The sequence below is a fragment of the Streptomyces silvisoli genome, assembly GCF_029269905.1.
GTDB lineage: Bacteria > Actinomycetota > Actinomycetes > Streptomycetales > Streptomycetaceae > Streptantibioticus_A > Streptantibioticus_A silvisoli_A.
The window spans coordinates 376,943-395,192 of record NZ_JARJBC010000003.1 but is presented as its reverse complement, the minus strand read 5'-3'; the positions used below and the strand labels follow the sequence as shown (position 1 = coordinate 395,192).

At 67.7% G+C, this 18,250-nt stretch carries 14 protein-coding genes and 1 tRNA gene; 9 read left to right on the top strand and 6 right to left on the bottom strand.

The features are described from left to right. Positions 1-2 precede the first annotated feature (2 nt). Positions 3-2,039: an AMP-binding protein gene (locus P3G67_RS07400; RefSeq protein WP_276092718.1), complete on the bottom strand. Its 2,037-nt coding sequence runs from the start codon at positions 2,037-2,039 to the stop codon at positions 3-5. 334 nt (positions 2,040-2,373) lie between these two features. On the opposite strand from P3G67_RS07400, the gene P3G67_RS07395 reads away from it, so the two are divergent. The 4 genes from P3G67_RS07395 (at position 2,374) to P3G67_RS07380 (ending at position 9,193) form a co-directional block, all read left to right on the top strand. After that, positions 2,374-3,096 (top strand): thioesterase II family protein, encoded by a 723-nt coding sequence (locus P3G67_RS07395; RefSeq protein WP_276092717.1) that lies wholly within the window; start codon positions 2,374-2,376, stop codon positions 3,094-3,096. Position 3,097: 1 nt separating this feature from the next. Continuing rightward, entirely contained in the window at positions 3,098-4,924 is a 1,827-nt protein-coding gene (locus tag P3G67_RS07390) for a non-ribosomal peptide synthetase (protein ID WP_276092716.1), read from the top strand. Between the two features lie 2,153 nt (positions 4,925-7,077). After that, entirely contained in the window at positions 7,078-7,815 is a 738-nt protein-coding gene (locus tag P3G67_RS07385) for a response regulator (RefSeq protein WP_276092715.1), read from the top strand. Between the two features lie 19 nt (positions 7,816-7,834). Continuing rightward, positions 7,835-9,193: a condensation domain-containing protein gene (locus P3G67_RS07380; protein WP_276092714.1), complete on the top strand. Its 1,359-nt coding sequence runs from the start codon at positions 7,835-7,837 to the stop codon at positions 9,191-9,193. 324 nt (positions 9,194-9,517) lie between these two features. Here P3G67_RS07380 and P3G67_RS07375 read toward each other — a convergent pair whose 3' ends face one another. Beyond that, complete coding sequence (locus P3G67_RS07375) at positions 9,518-10,411, bottom strand: IS3 family transposase (protein ID WP_276092713.1); 894 nt, start codon at positions 10,409-10,411, stop codon at positions 9,518-9,520. A 122-nt stretch (positions 10,412-10,533) separates the two neighbouring features. Here P3G67_RS07375 and P3G67_RS07370 point away from each other — a divergent pair, with 122 nt between their 5' ends. Continuing rightward, positions 10,534-11,073 carry a hypothetical protein gene (locus P3G67_RS07370; protein ID WP_276092712.1) on the top strand — a complete coding sequence of 180 codons (540 nt, stop codon included), beginning with the start codon at positions 10,534-10,536 and terminating at the stop codon, positions 11,071-11,073. An 83-nt stretch (positions 11,074-11,156) separates the two neighbouring features. Here the strand turns inward: P3G67_RS07370 and P3G67_RS07365 are convergent. Then, a tRNA-Leu gene (locus P3G67_RS07365) sits at positions 11,157-11,244 on the bottom strand. A 208-nt stretch (positions 11,245-11,452) separates the two neighbouring features. Between P3G67_RS07365 and P3G67_RS07360 the strand changes: the two genes are divergently transcribed. From P3G67_RS07360 to P3G67_RS07350, 3 genes are all read left to right on the top strand, one after another. After that, positions 11,453-12,778, top strand: coding sequence for a M20/M25/M40 family metallo-hydrolase (locus tag P3G67_RS07360; RefSeq protein ID WP_276092711.1), 1,326 nt, complete (start codon positions 11,453-11,455; stop codon positions 12,776-12,778). Between the two features lie 149 nt (positions 12,779-12,927). Beyond that, entirely contained in the window at positions 12,928-13,161 is a 234-nt protein-coding gene (gene chpH / locus P3G67_RS07355) for a chaplin ChpH (RefSeq protein ID WP_276092710.1), read from the top strand. A 181-nt stretch (positions 13,162-13,342) separates the two neighbouring features. After that, entirely contained in the window at positions 13,343-14,200 is an 858-nt protein-coding gene (locus tag P3G67_RS07350) for a chaplin (RefSeq protein WP_276092709.1), read from the top strand. Positions 14,201-14,302: 102 nt separating this feature from the next. On the opposite strand, the gene P3G67_RS07345 is transcribed toward P3G67_RS07350, so the two are convergent. After that, positions 14,303-14,491 (bottom strand): DUF5703 family protein, encoded by a 189-nt coding sequence (locus tag P3G67_RS07345; protein WP_276092708.1) that lies wholly within the window; start codon positions 14,489-14,491, stop codon positions 14,303-14,305. Between the two features lie 47 nt (positions 14,492-14,538). Here P3G67_RS07345 and P3G67_RS07340 point away from each other — a divergent pair, with 47 nt between their 5' ends. Continuing rightward, positions 14,539-15,141 (top strand): hypothetical protein, encoded by a 603-nt coding sequence (locus tag P3G67_RS07340; protein WP_276092707.1) that lies wholly within the window; start codon positions 14,539-14,541, stop codon positions 15,139-15,141. Positions 15,142-15,161: 20 nt separating this feature from the next. On the opposite strand, the gene P3G67_RS07335 is transcribed toward P3G67_RS07340, so the two are convergent. Together P3G67_RS07335 and P3G67_RS07330 are read right to left on the bottom strand one after the other, a co-directional pair. Next, positions 15,162-17,186: a helix-hairpin-helix domain-containing protein gene (locus P3G67_RS07335; RefSeq protein WP_391858212.1), complete on the bottom strand. Its 2,025-nt coding sequence runs from the start codon at positions 17,184-17,186 to the stop codon at positions 15,162-15,164. Beyond that, a complete protein-coding gene (locus P3G67_RS07330; RefSeq protein ID WP_269855060.1) occupies positions 17,134-18,114 on the bottom strand; it encodes an aldo/keto reductase in 981 nt (326 codons plus the stop codon). The genes P3G67_RS07335 and P3G67_RS07330 overlap by 53 nt, the downstream gene beginning before the upstream one ends. Between the last annotated feature and the right edge of the window lie 136 nt (positions 18,115-18,250).

Below are 18,250 nucleotides of genomic sequence, written 5' to 3'. Positions count from 1 at the left end.
CCCTACACCGCCTCTTCAGAACGGCCCAGCGCCTCGGTGAACTCCTCGACGGTGGGGTGGTTGAGCACCAGGGTGACGTCGATCGACCGGCCAACGACCGCCTCGACCGCGACGGCGAGTTGCTGCGCGCCACTGGAGGTGAGCCCGTAGTGCGCGAACGGTTGGTCGTCGGCGATCTGTTCTGCGGGGATGCCGACAATCCGGGCCAGCGTCAGCCGTACCATCGGGCGGACCAGACTCGCAGGAGTGGCTGGCGGCGCATCACGTGTGCCGCGCACCGGCTGGCTCAGTTCGGCGCGCAGACGAGCCAGGATCTGTCCGTCGAAGCCACCGGTTTCCAGCAGACGACGGTTTTCAGAACGCTGGATCTTGCCGCTTGAGGTCTTGGCCAGTGTTCCCCTGCGGACCACCGCCACCTCGGCGACCGGCAGTTGGCATCTGTCCCAGACCACCTCCCGGACGCGTTCGGCGAACTTGTCGGCCGTCGTCTCGGCCAGTGTGCGCGCGGTGATCTCGACGAGCACCGCCGCCTGCTCCGCGCCCCCCCGCTCGACGGCGAAGGCGGCGCACGACACGGTGGCCAGCGTGGGATCGCAATCCTCGACGATGGACTCGATGTCCTCCGGGTGGTAGTTCTGCCCATCCACGATGATCAGGTCTTTCAACCGACCGGCGATGTACAGTTCCCCGTCGTGCCGGAACGCCAAGTCGCCGGTGCGCAGGAACTCGCCGTCGCTCTCCTGTCCGGCGATGCGCCCTTGGAAGGTCTCCCGGGTCGCGTCCGGCCGGTTCCAGTAGCCCTTCGCGACGCATGGATCCTGCACCCACAACTCGCCGATCTCCTCGTCAGCCAGCTCGCGCGTGGTGACCGGATCGACGATGCGGATGGCGACGCCCGGCATCGGCGGCCCGCAGCTCACGATCGGCACGGCAGCGGGATCGTCCTCAGCGGCCGCGGTGACGGCGCCGTTGTGCAGCGCCGACGCGGACAGCCACCGGACCTTGGGGTGTTCGTCGCCCCGCGAGCCGCAGACCACCAGGGTTGACTCGGCGAGTCCATAGGCCGCGCACATCGCCCTCGGATCGAACCCGGCGGCCTTGAACTTCTCGGTAAAACGCCGCACGGTGTGCTCGCGCACCAGTTCGGCACCGTTGAGCGCCACCCGCAGGCTGGACAGGTCCAGCTGGTCCAGGTCGGTCGCCGCGTCGCGCAGGCACAGTTCGAAACTGAAGTTGGGACCGCAGATGTGCGTGGCCCTGAACCGGGAAATGGCTTCCAACAGCCGCCGAGGACGCCTCACGAACAACGCCGGTGACATCAGATACGCCGGAACACCGAGGACCCACGGGGTGACGATGCTGTACACCAGACCGAGGTCGTGGTGGAACGGGACCCAGGAGACCACCACTCCGTCGTCGTGCATGGGCCAGGCCTGGCCGATGAGTTCGGCCTCTGTGATGAAGTTGCGATGGGAGACCATCACGCCTTTTGGCCGCCCGGTTGAACCGGAAGTGAACTGGAGCATCGCGGTGTGCTCCCGGTCGATGTCCGGCGGGGTCCATTGGTCGGCCAGCGCATCCGCGATGCCGTCCGTTTCGATCAGGACCAGGTCCCGCAACTCGGGGGCGTCGGTGAACCGTGTGCGGAGTTCCCGGAGTTCCTGCCCGGTGGTCAGCACGATCCGCGTCCCGGCCGCGTCGGCGACGCGGCGGAGCCGGTCGAGGTCGCGTTGGCCTCGCGGCGTCTTCACGGGTGCGGCGGCAACGCCCGCGTACAGGCATCCGGCGAAGGCGTTGACAAACTCAAGACCGTACGGGTGGGCAAGCACGACGTTGCTCCCGGCAAGACCGCGTTGCTGGAGCATCGCGGCGCGCGCACGGGCCGATCGGTCGAGTTCCGCGTAGCTCGCCTGCTCCGCGACCTCCACATCGCCGGAAAGGAATGCGTAGAACTGGTCGTCCGGAGAATCTGCCGAACGCCTTCTCAGGACTTCGACCAGCGTTCCCGCAGATATCTCGGATTCATCCGTGTCGTTCATACGGGGGAAACTCTCCTCACTCGGCAGGCACCCAAGCGAAATCAAGCTATGAACACAGGTCGCTGCTCGTCAACAGTGCGCGTCCAACGGCCAACAGGGGTCGGACTTTCGTGTCCGCTCGAATAGACGAAATTACAACCGTCGACAGCACGATCTTCCAGTTCGCTTGACCGCAACGTGTACCGACCGTAATTTGACGCCAGTTTCCCGTTGTCATCGGGTCCGATGGACGGTGGTCAACCAATTCCGGGAGATGTGCTTGCTCATGCACCCCGACGCGAGAAGTTCGTGGTTCTGGACACCTCATCCGAGGCGGGCGCCGCGGCTCCGGCTGGTGTGTTTCGCGCACGCGGGCGGTTCGGCGGCGTCATTCTCCGCTCTGAGCACCGCACTTCCGCCGGACACGGAGTTGTGGGCGACCCAACTGCCCGGCCGGTTCGTCCGCTACCGCGAGCCAGCCCTGACTGGCCTGCCGGAACTGGTTGCCCAGATAGCGGACGCGCTCCGGTCAGCCGCCGATCCAGATGTGCCGATGGCGTTGCTGGGACAGAGTTTCGGTGGTCTGCTCGCGGCCGAGGTCGCGAGGCAACTCGAATCCGACCGACCCGCACTGGCACTGGTGGTGCTGTCCGCCTCCCCACCGCACCTGCTCAGGCCGTTTCCCGCGATCTCCCGCGAGCAGGTGCCCGATCTGCTGCTTCGCACCAACGACGGCGCGCAGGAGATCCTTGAGTGCGCCGAACTCCGCGACGTCGTGCTCGACGCTGTCTGGGCCGACATCGAGCTGTTGCGCCAGTTGCCGGATGCCGAGCGGCCCACGCTCAGCTGCCCGGTGCACGCGATCGTGGGTACCAGGGACAGCACGATCGGCGCGGCGGAAATGGCGCAGTGGCAGCAGTACACGGATTCGGTCTTCACCATGGACGAACTGCCGGCGCCGCACTTGATCGCTTCGGCGCACGCCGCCGGCCTGAGCGACACCGTCACCGAACTCCTTCGATCGGACATGGCGCGGTGCCGGAACAACCATCCGGTCCGTCAGACTGAAGGGCGATAGCGTGCATTCGAACACCACCAAGCTACTGGCTCCACTGCGTGGGATCCGCGAGGACGACGAGCGCACGGCGATCATCTCGGCCGATGGCGTGTGCACCTACGGCGACCTGCGCCGCCGCGTCACCCAGTACTCGGACGTGCTGTTCTGCGTCGGCCTGCGTCCCAACGACGCCGTGGTGATCAGCATCGAGCACGGACCAGACGCGGTCGCCGCGATCTTCGCCACGTTGGAGGTCGGCGCCGCCTTCGTGTGGCTGGACAGCAGCCAGCCGGCCACGAGGAACCGAAAGGTGGTCCGCGACTGCGGAGCCAGGTACCTGTTGACCGACAGCAGTCAGGAGGGCAAGCGGCTGGTCGCCGATCTGGCCGAGCTGAACCTGGGCCTGTTGCGGATCGGTGACTCCTCGGAGGCCTACATCGAGCGCATCAGCCGCGACCGCGTTGCGGCGACGCTGCCGGCGGACACCGCGACGGTGGTCTACACCTCCGGCTCGACAGGGACTCCCAAGGGGATCGTCCTGACGCGGAGCAACATCGACCAGCTCACCGAGTGGTACGCCGACCAGGTCGGTCTCTCGCAGGGCGCGAGGCAGTTCCAGTGGGCGCAGTTCACCTACGACGCGGCCTGCGTGGAGATCTTCTCCGTGGTCCGCAGCGGAGCAGCCCTTGTGATGCCACCGTCTGAGGTCAAGTCGGACGTGCGCGCGGTCGCGGAGTGGATCCGCCGCCATGAGCTGACCCACCTGGTGACCGCGCCCAGCCTCTACCGCGCGCTCGCCGACGCCGTGGACAGCACCGGTGCGGGTGCGCTCGAGCACATGCGGGTGCTCACGGTCTCCGGCGAGGAACTGCGGCCGGCACTGGTTACGAAGATGCGCGCCATCTTCCCGCGGGCCGACATCTACAACATGTACGGCCAGACCGAGAACATCCTGGCCACCTTCCACCTGGTCACCCCGGACGACGAGCAGTCGCCGGCGGTGCCGGTCGGCCATGCCCTGCCGGGACGGGAGGTCGTGTTGCGCACCGCCGACGGCGACGAGGTGGCCGACGGCGAGCTGGGCGAGGTGTGGGTGCGCAGTCAGTTCCTGGCACCTGGCTACCTCAACGATCCCGAGGCGACCGCCTCGGCCTTCTTCCCCGACCCGCACGGCGAACCCGGGTTCCGGATCTACCGGACGGGCGATCTGGCCCGCAGGACGGCCAATGGCGAGCTGGTATTCCACCGGCGGATGGACCACCAGATCAAGATTCGCGGCGTGCGGGTGGAGCTGGGCGAGATCGAGGCCGCCCTGCTGGACGTGGCGGGCATCGTGCACGCCGGGGTCGTTGAGAGGGAAGTCGACGAGGGACGATCCCAGCTGGTGGCCTACGTCCAACTCAGCGCCGGTGCCTCGGTGTCGCCGGAGCAGCTCAAGGCGACCCTCGCCCAACGGCTGCCGCGGAACATGGTGCCGGCGCGTTTCGTCGTGCTCGACGAGATGCCACTGACGACGTCCGGAAAGATCGACCGGAAGCGGCTGCCCGCCGTGGTGTTCGATGCCATGGGACCCGGCCGGGTCGATGCCACCGTGGACAGTGCAACGGAGAGGCAGCTGGCCCTCATCTGGTCCCAGGTCCTCGACGTCCAGCCGCAGGGTCAGGACGCGGACTTCTTCGCGCTCGGCGGCGATTCCCTGACGGTTCCTCGGGTCCGAGACGCCGTGATGGCCAGCTTCGGCGTTGACGTCCCGCTGAACTCCTTCTACGAGTGCCCGCAACTGCACCAGTTGGCCGCGCGGGTCGATATGCTGATTCAACAGGCAACGGTGCGTTTGCCCAACAACTAGGGTATTACGAACGCCTGGTGGCTGACCGCGCGGCCGGTGTGCCGCAGGCTGGTCGACCAGACCGACCGCCCAGGCGGCCGAGGACCTGATCCGCTCCGCCCGGCTGGCCCTGGTTCCTCCATTAGCCTCGGCCGCATGGTGTTCGATTCCACTCATCTTGATCTCGAGCCCTATGCCGGTTTCGACGTGGATTCCTACTCCTGCTGCGGGACACCGACTTCACGGTCGCTCGGATCGCGTCGCTCTGCGGATTCCGCCATCCCAGCGCCCCCCATCCAAATCCCCGACCGCGAGCCGACATTCCTGCGGGCTCGTCTCGACGACGGCCCGGCTCCCCGAACGCGAAACGGCGCCGGACGCGGCACAGGTCATCGAACTCGACCGGCTGAGAACGTTGTGTCCTCATCGTGCCGTTCCTGGCGATCGTGACGCCGTTCGTGTCGCTGGGTGCACGAGCCACTGGCCCACCAAGACGCCGAGGGGGCACAGAGCTGGCTGCGGGATCAGATCGCCGACCAGGCGGGCGGAGGCTTGACCATCAGGGGCATTGATGGAAAGCATTGATGGGAATCATTTGTATTGTCCCCTGAACTCCGACTAGCGTCGGGAGCGCGCCCGGCGTCGGCGCGGGCGGATCCAGAGCAACGGAGCCGATATGAATCTCTCGACGACCACTCGGTGGCCGATCACGCAGCTATGCCACGTCGCGATCGAGGTGCCCGCAACCATGCAGCCTGCTGCCATTTTGTCGATAGTGCTGTAGCGGAAGTCGGCGTTGCGGGAAGGATCACGAGTGGCAGAGAGTTTCGCAGCCATCTCTCGGCAACGCGAAAAATCAGGCTGCCAACTACCGTGGAGGAAACCATTTCGAGCAACTACGAGCGCGAACGGATAGGCGTGGCCGGTGGCCCTAGCTGGCGTATGCTGGCGGGGGCCGAGCCCACCGCGCAGCGCAACGACGCCGTGTTCGTGCTCCGGGAGGGTGGGCCGACCGGGTGCGCGACGTCTTGACAACGGTCCACATGAACCCGACCGCGACCGCAGCGACCCTGCTCGCGCGGACGCAGTCCGACGACCGGCAGGCGCTCAACGACCTGCTGGACCACATCGCGCCCTATGCCTCCGGATCTGCATGCCGACCGCCAAGCGGCACGGACCCGACGCCGCACAGGGGGCATTGTTCGCCGTCTATCGCTGCGTGCGCGACCTGCGCGACACCAGGGCGTTCTACGGCTGAGTGCGCACCATCGCTGTCCGGGAGGCGGTCCGTGCCGCTCGACTCTCGACGGCCTCTGGCGCGGACGCCCTTCACGAGGCCACCCAGAACGCCAATCCGCTGGACGTAGTCCACATCGATGACATCCTGCACCGACTGTCCCACCCTCACCAACAGGTGCTCTGCCTCAGGGGCTGGGTCTGTGGGAGGAGGAAATCGCACACACCCTGCAGTTCCCAGTCGGCACGGCCCGCTCCCGCCTGTACCGTGCCCGGTACCGCTTCCGCCAGCACTGAGATGCTGCTCTCTTCTGCCGACAGGCTGCTGGTGTCTGGGATCTGCTGCCCCAGCGGCGAATCACAGGCCCTGAGCCTTCCCGTGTCAGTGAAGGGGGCTGCATGCCGTACGGACGCGACCTTCCGGTGGACTTCGCTAGTCGACTCCCGAGCCAGCGTGCTGCCAACGCGCCGAAGTAATGGGCAAGTTGATGTGCTGTCGGGTGTCGGGTTCATCGTCGGCAGGGTAGTGGTCCTTGGGATCAGGCTGCGTTAGACGAGCTGGTGACACCCAACTCATCCCATGTTTGGGCCCGTTTACTCCACGTCGACCTTTCCTTCCCTCAAACTCCGAGTGTGCGCCTCGACGTTTCCTCGTGTGTGCGTGCCACGTCCCGTTCCGTGCTGAAGGTTGATTCCATGCCAGTCCATGAAGAAGAACCCATGCAACTGTCGGGCGCCCGGGAAGGAATCCGGTCCGCGCAGAGGCTCTATTCGGCCAACAGTGCCTTCAATGTAGTGGCAGATGCTGCGCTGTGGGGAGTTTCTACGTTATCCATCCGGTGCCGTGACCGATCCTGTTGCGCCTGCCGGTCGGTTGGTGACGGTGGCCTGCGACGGCGATCGGTCGTGCCGGCCGAGCCTCAGTTGTTTAGTCGGCCGTGACCGGCCAGCGCATCAGAGTGGTCGTCGTCGACCATCAGGAGTTCGCTCGCGCCGGAATCAGGGTGGTGCTCGGCAGGGAGCAGGAAGTGACGGTTGTCGGTGACGCCGATAACGGCCCCGAAGCACTCGACATCATAAGCAGTCAGCAGCCCCAGGTGGTGGTGGTGGACTCGGCATTGCCGCCATTCGGTGGCCTGGACTTCTGCCGGAAACTGCTCGAACGGTCGCCGGCCTCGCTGGCTGGCGTGATCATCATCACCGAGGCGCATAGCGACGAGTTGCTGCTGCGAGCGGTGCGCGCGGGCGCGCGCGGCTACATCCTCAAGAACTCTCCGGCGTGGTCCTGGTCGACGGCGCTGCGATCGGTGGCCTCCGGCGACGCCTTCCTCGCCGGGTCGGTGACCAGCCGGGTGTTCACCAGGTTCACCCTGTTACCAGGCTACGATCCCAGCAACCTGCCCAATGAGCTGAGCATGCTCAACGACCGGGAACTCCAGGTCTTCAAGGGTATCGCCAAGGGGCTGTTCAACCGGGAGATCGCGCAACTGCTCGCTGTCTCGGAGAGCACGGTGAAGGCGTGCGTATCCAAGATCATCGGCAAGCTCGGGGTGCGCAACCGGGTGGAGGTCGCGCTTGTCGCGTTCCGTCTTGGCCTTGCCTCTCCCGTTCGTTCGGTCGATTCCAGTTTTCGGGCACATCGAAAACCTGGTCGGCCACGTCAAGAAATCGGATAGGAGCAGCACTATGTCGCCAGTGTGGACGACTCCCATCCAGGGGCAGCAGCGCCTCTGGATCGCCGAGGAAATGGCTGCGGAGAGTGTGTATCACGTTCCAACTGGACTACGAATCCTGGGATACCTCGACGAGCAGGCCATGCTCAAAGCGATCCGTGGAATCGTCTCCCGACATGAGTCGCTCCGTTGTTCGTTGCGTCTGGGCGATGACGGGCAGTTGTCCTGCGCAATACAGGGGTTGGACTCGTTCGCTGTCGAACGAGTTGACCTGACCGGCATCGACGCGGCGGAGGCCCGGCTGGCGGAGTTTTCGGTCGAGTTCTCGCGGCGGCGGTTCGATCTGGCCAGCGAGGTCCTTCGGATCGCACTGGTCAGGATGACGGAGGATGATCACGTCCTGCTGGTCGTCGGTCATCACGTCGTCTTCGATGACTGGTCGGTGGCACAGTTCTTCCGAGAACTGGAGATCGGCTACCTGGCCGCATGCCACGGGAGCGACCCTGACCGATTGCTGCCGCCGCTTGAATATGGCTACGCCGAACTCGCCGCCGCGGAACAGTCAGTCATCGGCAGTGGGCACATGGAGAAGCAGATCGCTTACTGGTCTGACCGACTCGCCGGCGCACTGCCGTGCGAACTTCCCCTCGACCGACCACGGCCAGCCGTGCCGACTGGATCGGGCGCCCCGCTGTTCTTCTCCGTACCGGCCCCGCTCCGGGCGCGGCTGATGGAGGTCGGACGCACGCACGGGGCCACTGGCTTCATGACTGTCGTCGCGGTCTTCCACGCCTTGCTCCGCCGCCGCACCGGGCGCGAGGACATCACGGTGGGCACTCCCGTCTCGGGGCGCACCACGGCCGAACGTGAGCGCTTGATCATCAACCTGGTGAACCTGCTCGCCATTCGGTCACGGCTACCGGGCAAACCCCGTTTCGTCGACCTGCTGGGTGATGTCCGCACCGCGGTGCTGGGCGCGTTCGCCAACCAGGAAGCGACTCTGAGCGACGCGCTTGGCCGCCTGCGGACGGAAAACCCCGGGGAGAGGCCCGCGGACATCGGGATCCTCTTCGAGCTCCAGAACACCAACTCCCACATGGGGGCCTTCCTCGGCGTCACCGACGATGACATGCCGGCATTCGCCGGGCTGCGCACCTCCGCGTACCTGATTCCCGACATGACGGTCAGGTTCGACCTGGAGATGAAGATCGCCGTCACCGGGCCGGGCAAGCTCGACGGACTGCTGGTCTACTCGCCGGAGCTGTTCGAGGAAGACACGATGCGCGCGTTGATCGAGGAGTTCCAAGCGATCATCCGTGCGGTCGTGCGAGACCCGTTCATCGTGCTCGACGACGCGCAACTTCTCTCCGGAGACGATTAGATTGGGTCTGTGGAGCTTGGTAGTTGACATCAGGCAACTATGGGTATTCGGTCCCGGTTCATCCAGTCTGGCGGAGTGAACTCGGGGTTCCCGACGCCTCAGGACGGGAGCGTGCCTTACTATTCGCCGACACCGCCCGGCTGGCGCACCGGCTCGGCGATGCACGCTGAAGCCGCCGCCGGAGACGTCGGCCCGGGATGGCCGACGTCGCCCCGGACGGGATGCCGTTGCCAGGCCGAGGCGGAGGCCGCCGCGGCCGCTGCTCCCACGCCCGTCCGGGTGGCCGGACGAGCTGTCTATCCCCTCTGTGCGTGGAGGGTTTTGTTAAGCAGCTTGGGGCTGCTGTTCTCTGATGTGGTGTCGGTTCTCGTAGTCGATGGGTGACAGCCAGTCGCATGCCGAGTGCCTGCGGCGTGGGTTGTACCAGTCGGTGATCCAGGTCGCGATTTTGATGCGGGCCTCGGCCCGGGTGTGGAAGCGGTGGCGGTGGATGTACTCGACCTTCAGCGTCGAGTTCGTGGCCTCGGCGATCGCGTTGTCCAGAGCCGACCCGACGCGGCCCATGGACTGCACCACGCCCAGCCGGTCGCAGGCGTCGCCGAAGATCTTGGACGTATATTCGCTGCCGCGGTCGGTGTGGAATATGACGCCGGCCACGTCACCACCGCGGGTCACGGCGGCCATGTTCAAGGCGCCGACGACGAGTTCGGTGTCGTGGTGGGCGTCCATCGCGTAGCCGAGCAGACGGCGCGAGTGCAGGTCGATGACGGTGGCGAGGTAGAACTTGCCCTCATCGGTGGTGATCTCGGTCATGTCCCCGCACCAACCGACATCCGGTGCCGGAGCGGTGAACTTCCGCTGGACCAGGTCCGGGGCGACGGGCCGTTTGCCCTGCCGGGTCAGCGACCGCCTCCGCGTCTTGACGCGGCCGGCCAGGCCGAGCTCGGCCATGATCTTGGCGATCGTGTTCTTCGAGACTCGCCAACCATGTTCGCGCAGCTCGATGTGGACCCGTGGGGAGCCGTAAGTGCGGCCCGAGGCGTCGAATACCTCTTTCACTGCCAGGGCGAGATCGGCACGACGCTCATCACGCCGGGTCGGCGGGCGCCCCAGCCACTTGTAGAACCAGGACTGCGAGACCTCAAGAGCCCGGCAGGAGACGGCGTGCGGTACTCGGTGGCTGGTCCTCTGGTCGGCGATGAAGTCCGCAACTGTCACTTCGTCGCCTCCTTGACCCACAGGACCACTGATCGCTTGAGGACATCACGTTCCATCTGCGGGACGCGCCTCTGTGGACGACAACGGCCGTAACTGGCGTCCGCCGCAGTGAGGCACTGGGCATGAAGTGGTCACTCATCCACTGGGACGACTGCGCCATCGAACTCGGCTGGGTCGTAGTCGAGGAAGGCAACAGCTTCCGACTACGGAAGCTGACCAAGGATGGAGACGACAACGCGATCATCTACGTTGATCAATCCCTGATGAACGTTCTCAAGCGACAGAAGGAGCGGCAAGAGGCAGAGATCGAGCGCCTTGGGCGCGGCTGGGATGACCATGATCTTGTGTTCGCCAGGGATGGCTTCAAGCTGTTCAAGGCGGACCGAGCAGGGGCCCGCAGGACCCTGAGAAGGTCTCCGCACGGTGGAGGACCCTTCGGGCCAGGCTGGGCCTGCCCGGAGGGCTTCCGTATCCATGACTGGCGTCACTCCTGGGTGACCAACGCCCTGGATGCCGGAGAGAACCCTGTGGAGGTCTCGGCGAACGTACGGCACCACTCGCCGGGCTGCACGATGGAGCGGTACGGCAAGCGCCGTGCTGAGGGTGCGAAGAAGCTGGCTGCGAGCAACGCCAGCCGAGTAGGTCTGTCGACCCTGGTCTAGGGATCGGCTGGGCTGTTGGTCACGTGGTTGGTCACGCCACAGCCTAGAAATGACGAAAGCCCCTGGTGAGGGGCTATTCGATCTGGTGTCCGAGGGGGGACTTGAACCCCCACGCCCGATAAAGGGCACTAGCACCTCAAGCTAGCGCGTCTGCCATTCCGCCACCCGGACCGGGTTGTCGCCTCGGCGACGGGGTTAACCATAGCAAACATCTGGCCACTCTCGATCACGTCCGCAGGCCCTCGACTAGGCGGGGCCCTGGTGGGGATGCCCTGTGTGACGGGCATGTGACGGTGGCCGGGGACCTTGGGGTGTGGTGGTGCGGCGAGAGAGGATGGCGGGGACCCCGCGTGGGTGCATCGGCGAACAAGGAGGCAGCGTGAGCGAGTCGAATCCGGCACGGACGATCACTGGTGAGGACGAGGTTGTCGATCTGTGCCGCGACCTGATCCGGATCGACACCAGCAACTACGGCGACCACTCCGGTCCCGGTGAGCGCGCCGCCGCCGAGTACGTCGCGGAGAAGCTCGCCGAGGTCGGGCTTGAACCGCAGATCTTCGAGTCGCACAAGGGGCGGGCGTCCACGGTGGCCCGGATCGAAGGGGAGGACCCGTCCCGGCCGGCCCTGCTGATCCACGGGCACACCGATGTCGTACCGGCCAACGCCGACGACTGGACGTACCACCCGTTCTCCGGTGAGATCGCCGACGGCTGCGTCTGGGGGCGCGGTGCGGTCGACATGAAGGACATGGACGCGATGACGCTCGCCGTCGTGCGGGACCGGCTGCGCAGCGGGCGCAAGCCGCCGCGCGACGTGGTGCTCGCCTTCCTCGCGGACGAGGAGGCCGGCGGCGTCTACGGGGCGAAGCACCTGGTGCGCAACCACCCCGAACTGTTCGAGGGCGTGACCGAGGGCATCGGCGAGGTCGGCGGCTTCTCCTTCACCGTCAACGAGAACCTGCGGCTGTACCTGGTCGAAACGGCCCAGAAGGGCATGCACTGGATGCGGCTCACGGTCGAGGGCACCGCGGGCCACGGCTCGATGACCAACGACGACAACGCGGTGACCGAACTGTGCGAAGCGGTCGGCCGGTTGGGGCGGCACAAGTTCCCGATCCGGGTGACCAAGACCGTACGGTCCTTCCTGGACGAGCTGTCCGACGCGCTCGGCATTCCGCTCGATCCCGAGGACATGGAGACCACGCTCGCCAGGCTCGGCGGCATCGCCAAGCTGATCGGCGCCACGCTGCGCAACACCGCCGCGCCGACCATGCTCGGTGCCGGGTACAAGGTCAACGTCATTCCGGGGCAGGCCACCGCGCATGTCGACGGGCGCTTCCTGCCCGGCCTTGAGGAGGAGTTCCTGGCAGACCTGGACCGGATCCTTGGGCCGAAGGTCAAGCGCGAGGACGTGCACGCCGACAAGGCGTTGGAGACCAGCTTCGACGGGGCGCTGGTGGACGCGATGCAGTCCGCGCTGCGCGCCGAGGACCCGATCGCGCGCGCCGTTCCGTACTGCCTGTCCGGCGGTACGGACGCGAAGTCGTTCGACGACCTGGGCATTCGCTGCTTCGGGTTCGCGCCGTTGCGACTGCCGCCGGAGCTTGACTTCGCCGGAATGTTCCATGGTGTGGACGAGCGCGTTCCGGTGGACGGGCTGAAGTTCGGTGTGCGCGTCTTGGACCGGTTCCTGGACCAGTCCTGAACGCATCCCTGCGACCTTTATTCGACTGCCTGTGCGGAAGTAGTCGGAAAGGGTGAATGGAAACAGGGGCTCGTTGCCCTGCCTTATGAACCTCGTTAGATCAGTGCGGTCCGCGGCTGGGACCGCACTGTTTCAACGAGGAGGAATAAATGCTCAAGAAGGTTGTCGCCACCGCGGCCGCCACAGGCGGTCTGGTGCTCGCAGGCGCGGGCCTGGCCGTTGCTGACTCTGGTGCGCAGGGTGCCGCGATCGGCTCTCCCGGTGTTGTCTCCGGCAACGTCGTCCAGGTTCCGGTCTCGGTTCCGGTGAACGTCTGCGGCAACACGATCAATGTTGTCGGGCTGCTCAACCCCTCTTTCGGCAACACCTGCGTCAACAAGTGACGTTGAGTCGGACCCGGTAACGGTCTGGTCCCGCTCGGCCCTGGGGCACCTCCCTTTTGCTCCAGGGCCGTCGGTGATAGTCCGGGAATGGTCGGAAAATCTCAACCGAACTCATCCGCCCGTTCCCTCATCGCGGGCCTGGGCCCGCGGGTATTCAGGTACACCAGAAGGCAGGGAATCCATGAGACAGGTCGCGAAGAAGGGCCTGATTACCGCCGTCGCGACAGGCGGTGTCCTGGCCGTCACCGGCGGCAGCTATGCCTTTGCGGGCACGGGGGCCAGCGGCGCTGCCGTGGGGTCGCCCGGTGTCGTGTCGGGCAACAACGTCCAGGTGCCGGTCAGCGTGCCAGTCAACGCCTGCGGTAACACCGTCAACGTGGTCGGGGCGCTCAACCCCACTTTCGGCAACAGCTGTGCGAACGGCTCGGAGCGCCACGAGGACGGGTACGGCCACACCGGTCAGGGCCAGGGCGACCAGGGGCACCACGACCACGGTCAGGGTGACCAGGGCCATGGCGGCAACTGGCAGGGCGACCACCGGCACGTCGGGCAAGACAATCACGGCGACGACCACGGCAGGTACCAGGGCCACCACGAGGGCAGCGGCGCCCAGGCGCATGGCGTGGCCAAGGGCTCGCCCGGTGTCGGCTCCGGCAACGTGGTGCAGGTGCCGGTCGGCGTACCGGTGAACGTCTGCGGTAACAGCATCGACGTGGTCGGGGTGCTGAACCCGGTGTTCGGCAACTCCTGCGAGAACGGCGGCCCGGCGGAGAGTGGTCAGGCGTACACCCCGCCGCCGCAGTCCGTCGCCCCGCCGGCCAAGCCTCACCAGCCGCAGGCGCCCGTGCACCACGTGAACCACGTGTCGGCCCAGCCCGCGCACCAGGTGCTGGCGCACTCGCAGCCGCTCTCAACGGCGGCGGCCCCCACCCTGGCGCACACCGGTGCGGACCAGCTCGGCACGATCGGCGCCGCCAGTGCCGGGCTGCTGATCGGTGGGTACGTGCTCTACCGCCGGGGCCGGTTGGCCAGGCGCTGAGCCTTATCGCGCTGTTGCCTCGGGCACCGTCTTGATCCGGACGGGGTGGCCGCACCACGCACGGTGCGGCCACCCCGTCCGGCTGTCGGCGGTGTCTCGTGGTCACCAGCTGGCGCGGACCTGGCGAATGATCCGGCGGCGCAACCGCACCCTGCGACTGCCGTCCGGATAGAGCCGCAACCGGTCCAACTCCCAGTGCCCGTACTCCGCGTGGTCGGTCAACAGGCGCCGGGTGGCGTTACGGGAGACACCCCTGGGCACGTACACGTCTTGAAATTCGTATTCCGGCATCGAATCTATTGTGCGGGCAACCGCCCTGTACGGATAGCGTCTGCACTATGTCTGATGCCGCGCAGCCCACCGTTGCCGAGGTACGCGCCGCCGCCGAGGCGGTCAAAGCAGCCATCGACCGCCATCTGGCCGCGATCGAGAACCGCGCGGGCGAGGATGATCCGGCCGTCCTCGCCGCCTTCGACTCCCTGGCCGCGGCAGCCGAGACCTACGACGAGCTGCTCTACGACGTCCACGACGAGGTGACCCCGTTCGAGGTCCCGGCCGGGGACACCCTGCCCGCGTACGCGGGCCCCGACGAGCCGAGCGCTGTCAGCGTGCTGATCCGGCGTGACTACACGGTCGCCGACCCGCAGCGCCTGATCGCCCAGGCGGGGCGGGTGGCGGACGCCGTCACCGGGGGCGGCAGCGGGGTCAACGCCGGGCTCGGCGCGTTGTTCGGTGAGTACGAACCGGACGAAATCGCCTCCAGGCACAAGGAGTTCGGACTGGAGGAAGGTGACTCCACCCTCTGGGTCACGGCGGTGGAACCCGCCGAACCGGGGGAGTGGCTGGCAGCCCCCTTCGACCAGGCCGACCCGGAGATGATCGTCTGCCGGTTCGACGTCAGCGCCGTGTTCGACGACGAGTTGGAGTCACTGGACCCGTAGCGCTGACGGCGGCCCCGCGCTCACCCCTCGGCCGTCTGCTCGCGAAGGACCGTGCGCAACCGGGTCGTACGGTCCTTCGCAGGCACCTCGGCGACCACCCGGGGCAGCGCCTCGTCGATGCCCTGTACCACTGACAGATGGCGCTCGGCGCGGCTGAACGCCGAGTACACCCACTGTCGGGTCAGCGTGGCCGCCGCGTCCCCCGGCAGCACCACGACCGCCGCGGGCCAGCGCGCCCCGACCGCCTGGTGTGCCGTCACCGCCCAGCCGTGTCGCACCGCCGACGCCACCTGCTCACGCGGTACGACCACGGGGCCGCCCTCGCAGTCCAGCCGCAGCCCGTCCGGGTCGGCCGAGACCACGGTGCCGGGCAGTGCGCGTCCGGGGCCGGGGACGTACACCACCCGGTCGCCGGGGTCGAAGCCCGCGTAGCGGCCGGGGCCAGGGTTGAGGCGCTCCTTGAGCGCGGCGTTCAGCGCGCGGGTGCCCGCCGCCCCGCCGTGGCCCGGGGTGATCACCTGCGTCTGCCCGGCCGGTACGCCGAGGGCGCGCGGAACCGAGTCGGCGACGAGCTGCACGGTGCGGTGCACCGCCTCACCGGCGTCCCGCACCGGGACGATGACCACTTCCCGCTCCGGCGCCTCCACCTGCGCCAACTCCCCGATGCCGATACCGGAGACCAGTTCCCCGATCGGCCCGGGATCCGGCGTCCTGGACGCGACCTGCGGGCACACCTTCGCCGCAAGCAGATCGGCGAACACCCGACCGGGACCCGCCGACCACAGCACGCCCGGATCCCCGCTGAGCACCAACCGGGCGCCGTCCGGCACCGATTCGACCAGCGAGGCCGCTCGCTCCACGTCCAACTGCGGTGCGTCCAGCACGGCGAGCAGATCCAGCTCCAGCGTGCCGTCCGCGCGGCGCCCCGGCCCTTCGCCGCCGGACAGCAGCCCATCCACGGTGACCGCGGCCTGCCCGCCGTCGGCGCCTAGCAGTTCGGCCAGCCGTCGCCTGCCGTTCTCGGTGTGCGCCGCCGCATAGGCCCGCAGGCCGGCGGCACGGGCCGCCGTCACCAGGGCGGCGGGTTCGGCGCGGGCGGCCTCGCCGCCGGTGTGCGCGGTCAGGCCGCTTCCGGCGACGGCGAGGATCAGTTGCGTCGCCGATGGGGAGGGCGACTCGGTCTCGGATGGCTCCCAGGGGGTCGCGGCCGTCTCAAAGGTGTTCAACAGTCTTACCAGACCGTCCGCGAGGCTCTCTTCCGCGAGCGCGTAGCGGTCAAGTCCCAGTAGCAAGGTGACCGGTGCCTCGTCATCGGGCGCCGCGCCCTCCTGCTCGTCGTGGAAGACCATCAACTGGCCGTCCTCCACGGCCTTGCGCAGCGTTCCGTCCGGGTCGGAGACCGACTGCTTCTGGAGCGCCGCGGTCAGCACCGACCACTCGAGTGCCGTGTGCCCGGCCTCCGCGGCCCGCTCCAGCAGCCAGCCGACCACCGCCCGGCCGCGCCGCTCGTCATCAGGACGGCAGGAGGCGCCCAGCAGCGTCCGGGCGAAGCCGTCGGCCTGGTCGACCCGCACGCCGGGCAGTGACAGCACCAGCCATGGGTCCTCGGCCAGCAGCTCTCCGGCCCGCTCGCCGAGCCGGTCCACGGCCGGTTCCGCGAGGGCTTGCGGTGCGCTGCCACGGGCCAGCACCTGGCGGGCCGCCTCTACCGGTTCGCCGGACAGCGCGACCGGGCGCACGGCGGCGGACGCGGACGGCTGGGCGGCCGCGGGCGCAGCCTCAGCGGCGGGACGCTCGGGCGGTGCCGGTCGCTCGGTTCGGGGTGCCGTGTGGTCGCCGCGCTCTATCGCCCGTACCGCCTCGGCGAGGCGGGCCAGCTCCTCCGAGGGCTGCCCGGTCGGGTGGGCCGCGGGGTTCGCGTCCTCGGCCGGGGTACGGTCCGTGCTCACTGCCTTGCTCCGTTCGCTGCTCGGCTGGGGCGACGCCTGTAGGTCACAGCGTGCTCCAGTCGTGGTCGGGATAGCGATGCACCGGCGCCGAGACATCGTCCAACGCCTGGTTGATCTCATCCGGAAGCGTAAGGGCCTCCACTGACAACGCCTGGCTGAGCTGCTGCGCGGTACGGGCACCGAGGATCGGGGCGGCCACTCCGGGACGGTCCCGTACCCAGGCGAGGGCGGCATGCAACGGGCTGACCGCCAGACCGTCGGCGGCCGTGACCACCGCGTCCACGATCCGGCGCGCGGTCTCGTCCAGGTACGGCGCGACGAACGCAGCCATGTGCTCCGAGCCGCCGCGCGAGTCCGCCGGTGTGCCGTTCCGGTACTTGCCGGTGAGGACGCCGCGGCCGAGCGGAGAGGAGGGGAGCAGGCCGACGCCGAGGTCCAACGCGGCGGGCAGCACCTCGCGTTCGACACCGCGCTGCAGCAGCGAGTACTCCATCTGCACCCCGGCCAGCCGGGTGCGGCCGACGGCGCCCGACTGCCAGGTGGCGGCCTTGGCCAGTTGCCAGCCGCAGAAGTTGGACACCCCCGCGTACCGGGCGCGGCCGGAGGCGACCGCGATGTCGAGGGCCTGGAGCGTCTCGTCCAGCGGCGTCGCCGGGTCGAAGGCGTGCACCTGCCACAGGTCGACGTGGTCGGTGCCGAGTCGGTGCAGCGAGGCGTCCAGGGCGGAGAGCAGGTGCCCGCGCGAGCAGTCGAACCGCCGGTCGGGGTCCGGGACGCTGCCCGCCTTGGTGGCGATCACCAGGTCGTCGCGTGGTACCAGGTTCTCCAGCAGTCGGCCCAGCAGGTACTCCGAGCCCCCGTCGGCGTAGACATCCGCGGTGTCGACCAGGGTGCCGCCAGCCTCCCAGAAAGTCTTCAACTGGTCGGCGGCCTCCCGTTCCTCGACGTCACGCCCCCAGGTCAAGGTGCCGAGCCCGAGTCGCGAGACGCGCAGCCCGGTACGGCCGAGATGCCTTTGCTCCATGCCGGGTGAGACTACTGAGGTTCGCGGCGCGGTGTTGCCCGGGGCGGGGTGTACGGTTCGCCGTTTCGGCCCGGGGGCCGGGGAGCGCCTCTAGGTGGCGTGTCGGCCGGGCTGACCGGGCACGGGGAACGTGGAC

Excerpts from the sequence above, each read along its gene's own strand:
- P3G67_RS07370 (WP_276092712.1), top strand. The coding sequence starts at position 10,534 with ATGAAGTGGTCACTCATCCACTGGGACGACTGCGCCATCGAACTCGGC.
- P3G67_RS07340 (WP_276092707.1), top strand. The coding sequence starts at position 14,539 with ATGTCTGATGCCGCGCAGCCCACCGTTGCCGAGGTACGCGCCGCCGCC.
- P3G67_RS07335 (WP_391858212.1), bottom strand. The coding sequence starts at position 17,186 with ATGTCTCGGCGCCGGTGCATCGCTATCCCGACCACGACTGGAGCACGC.
- P3G67_RS07350 (WP_276092709.1), top strand. The coding sequence starts at position 13,343 with ATGAGACAGGTCGCGAAGAAGGGCCTGATTACCGCCGTCGCGACAGGC.
- P3G67_RS07345 (WP_276092708.1), bottom strand. The coding sequence starts at position 14,491 with ATGCCGGAATACGAATTTCAAGACGTGTACGTGCCCAGGGGTGTCTCC.
- P3G67_RS07400 (WP_276092718.1), bottom strand. The coding sequence starts at position 2,039 with ATGAACGACACGGATGAATCCGAGATATCTGCGGGAACGCTGGTCGAA.
- P3G67_RS07330 (WP_269855060.1), bottom strand. The coding sequence starts at position 18,114 with ATGGAGCAAAGGCATCTCGGCCGTACCGGGCTGCGCGTCTCGCGACTC.
- chpH (WP_276092710.1), top strand. The coding sequence starts at position 12,928 with ATGCTCAAGAAGGTTGTCGCCACCGCGGCCGCCACAGGCGGTCTGGTG.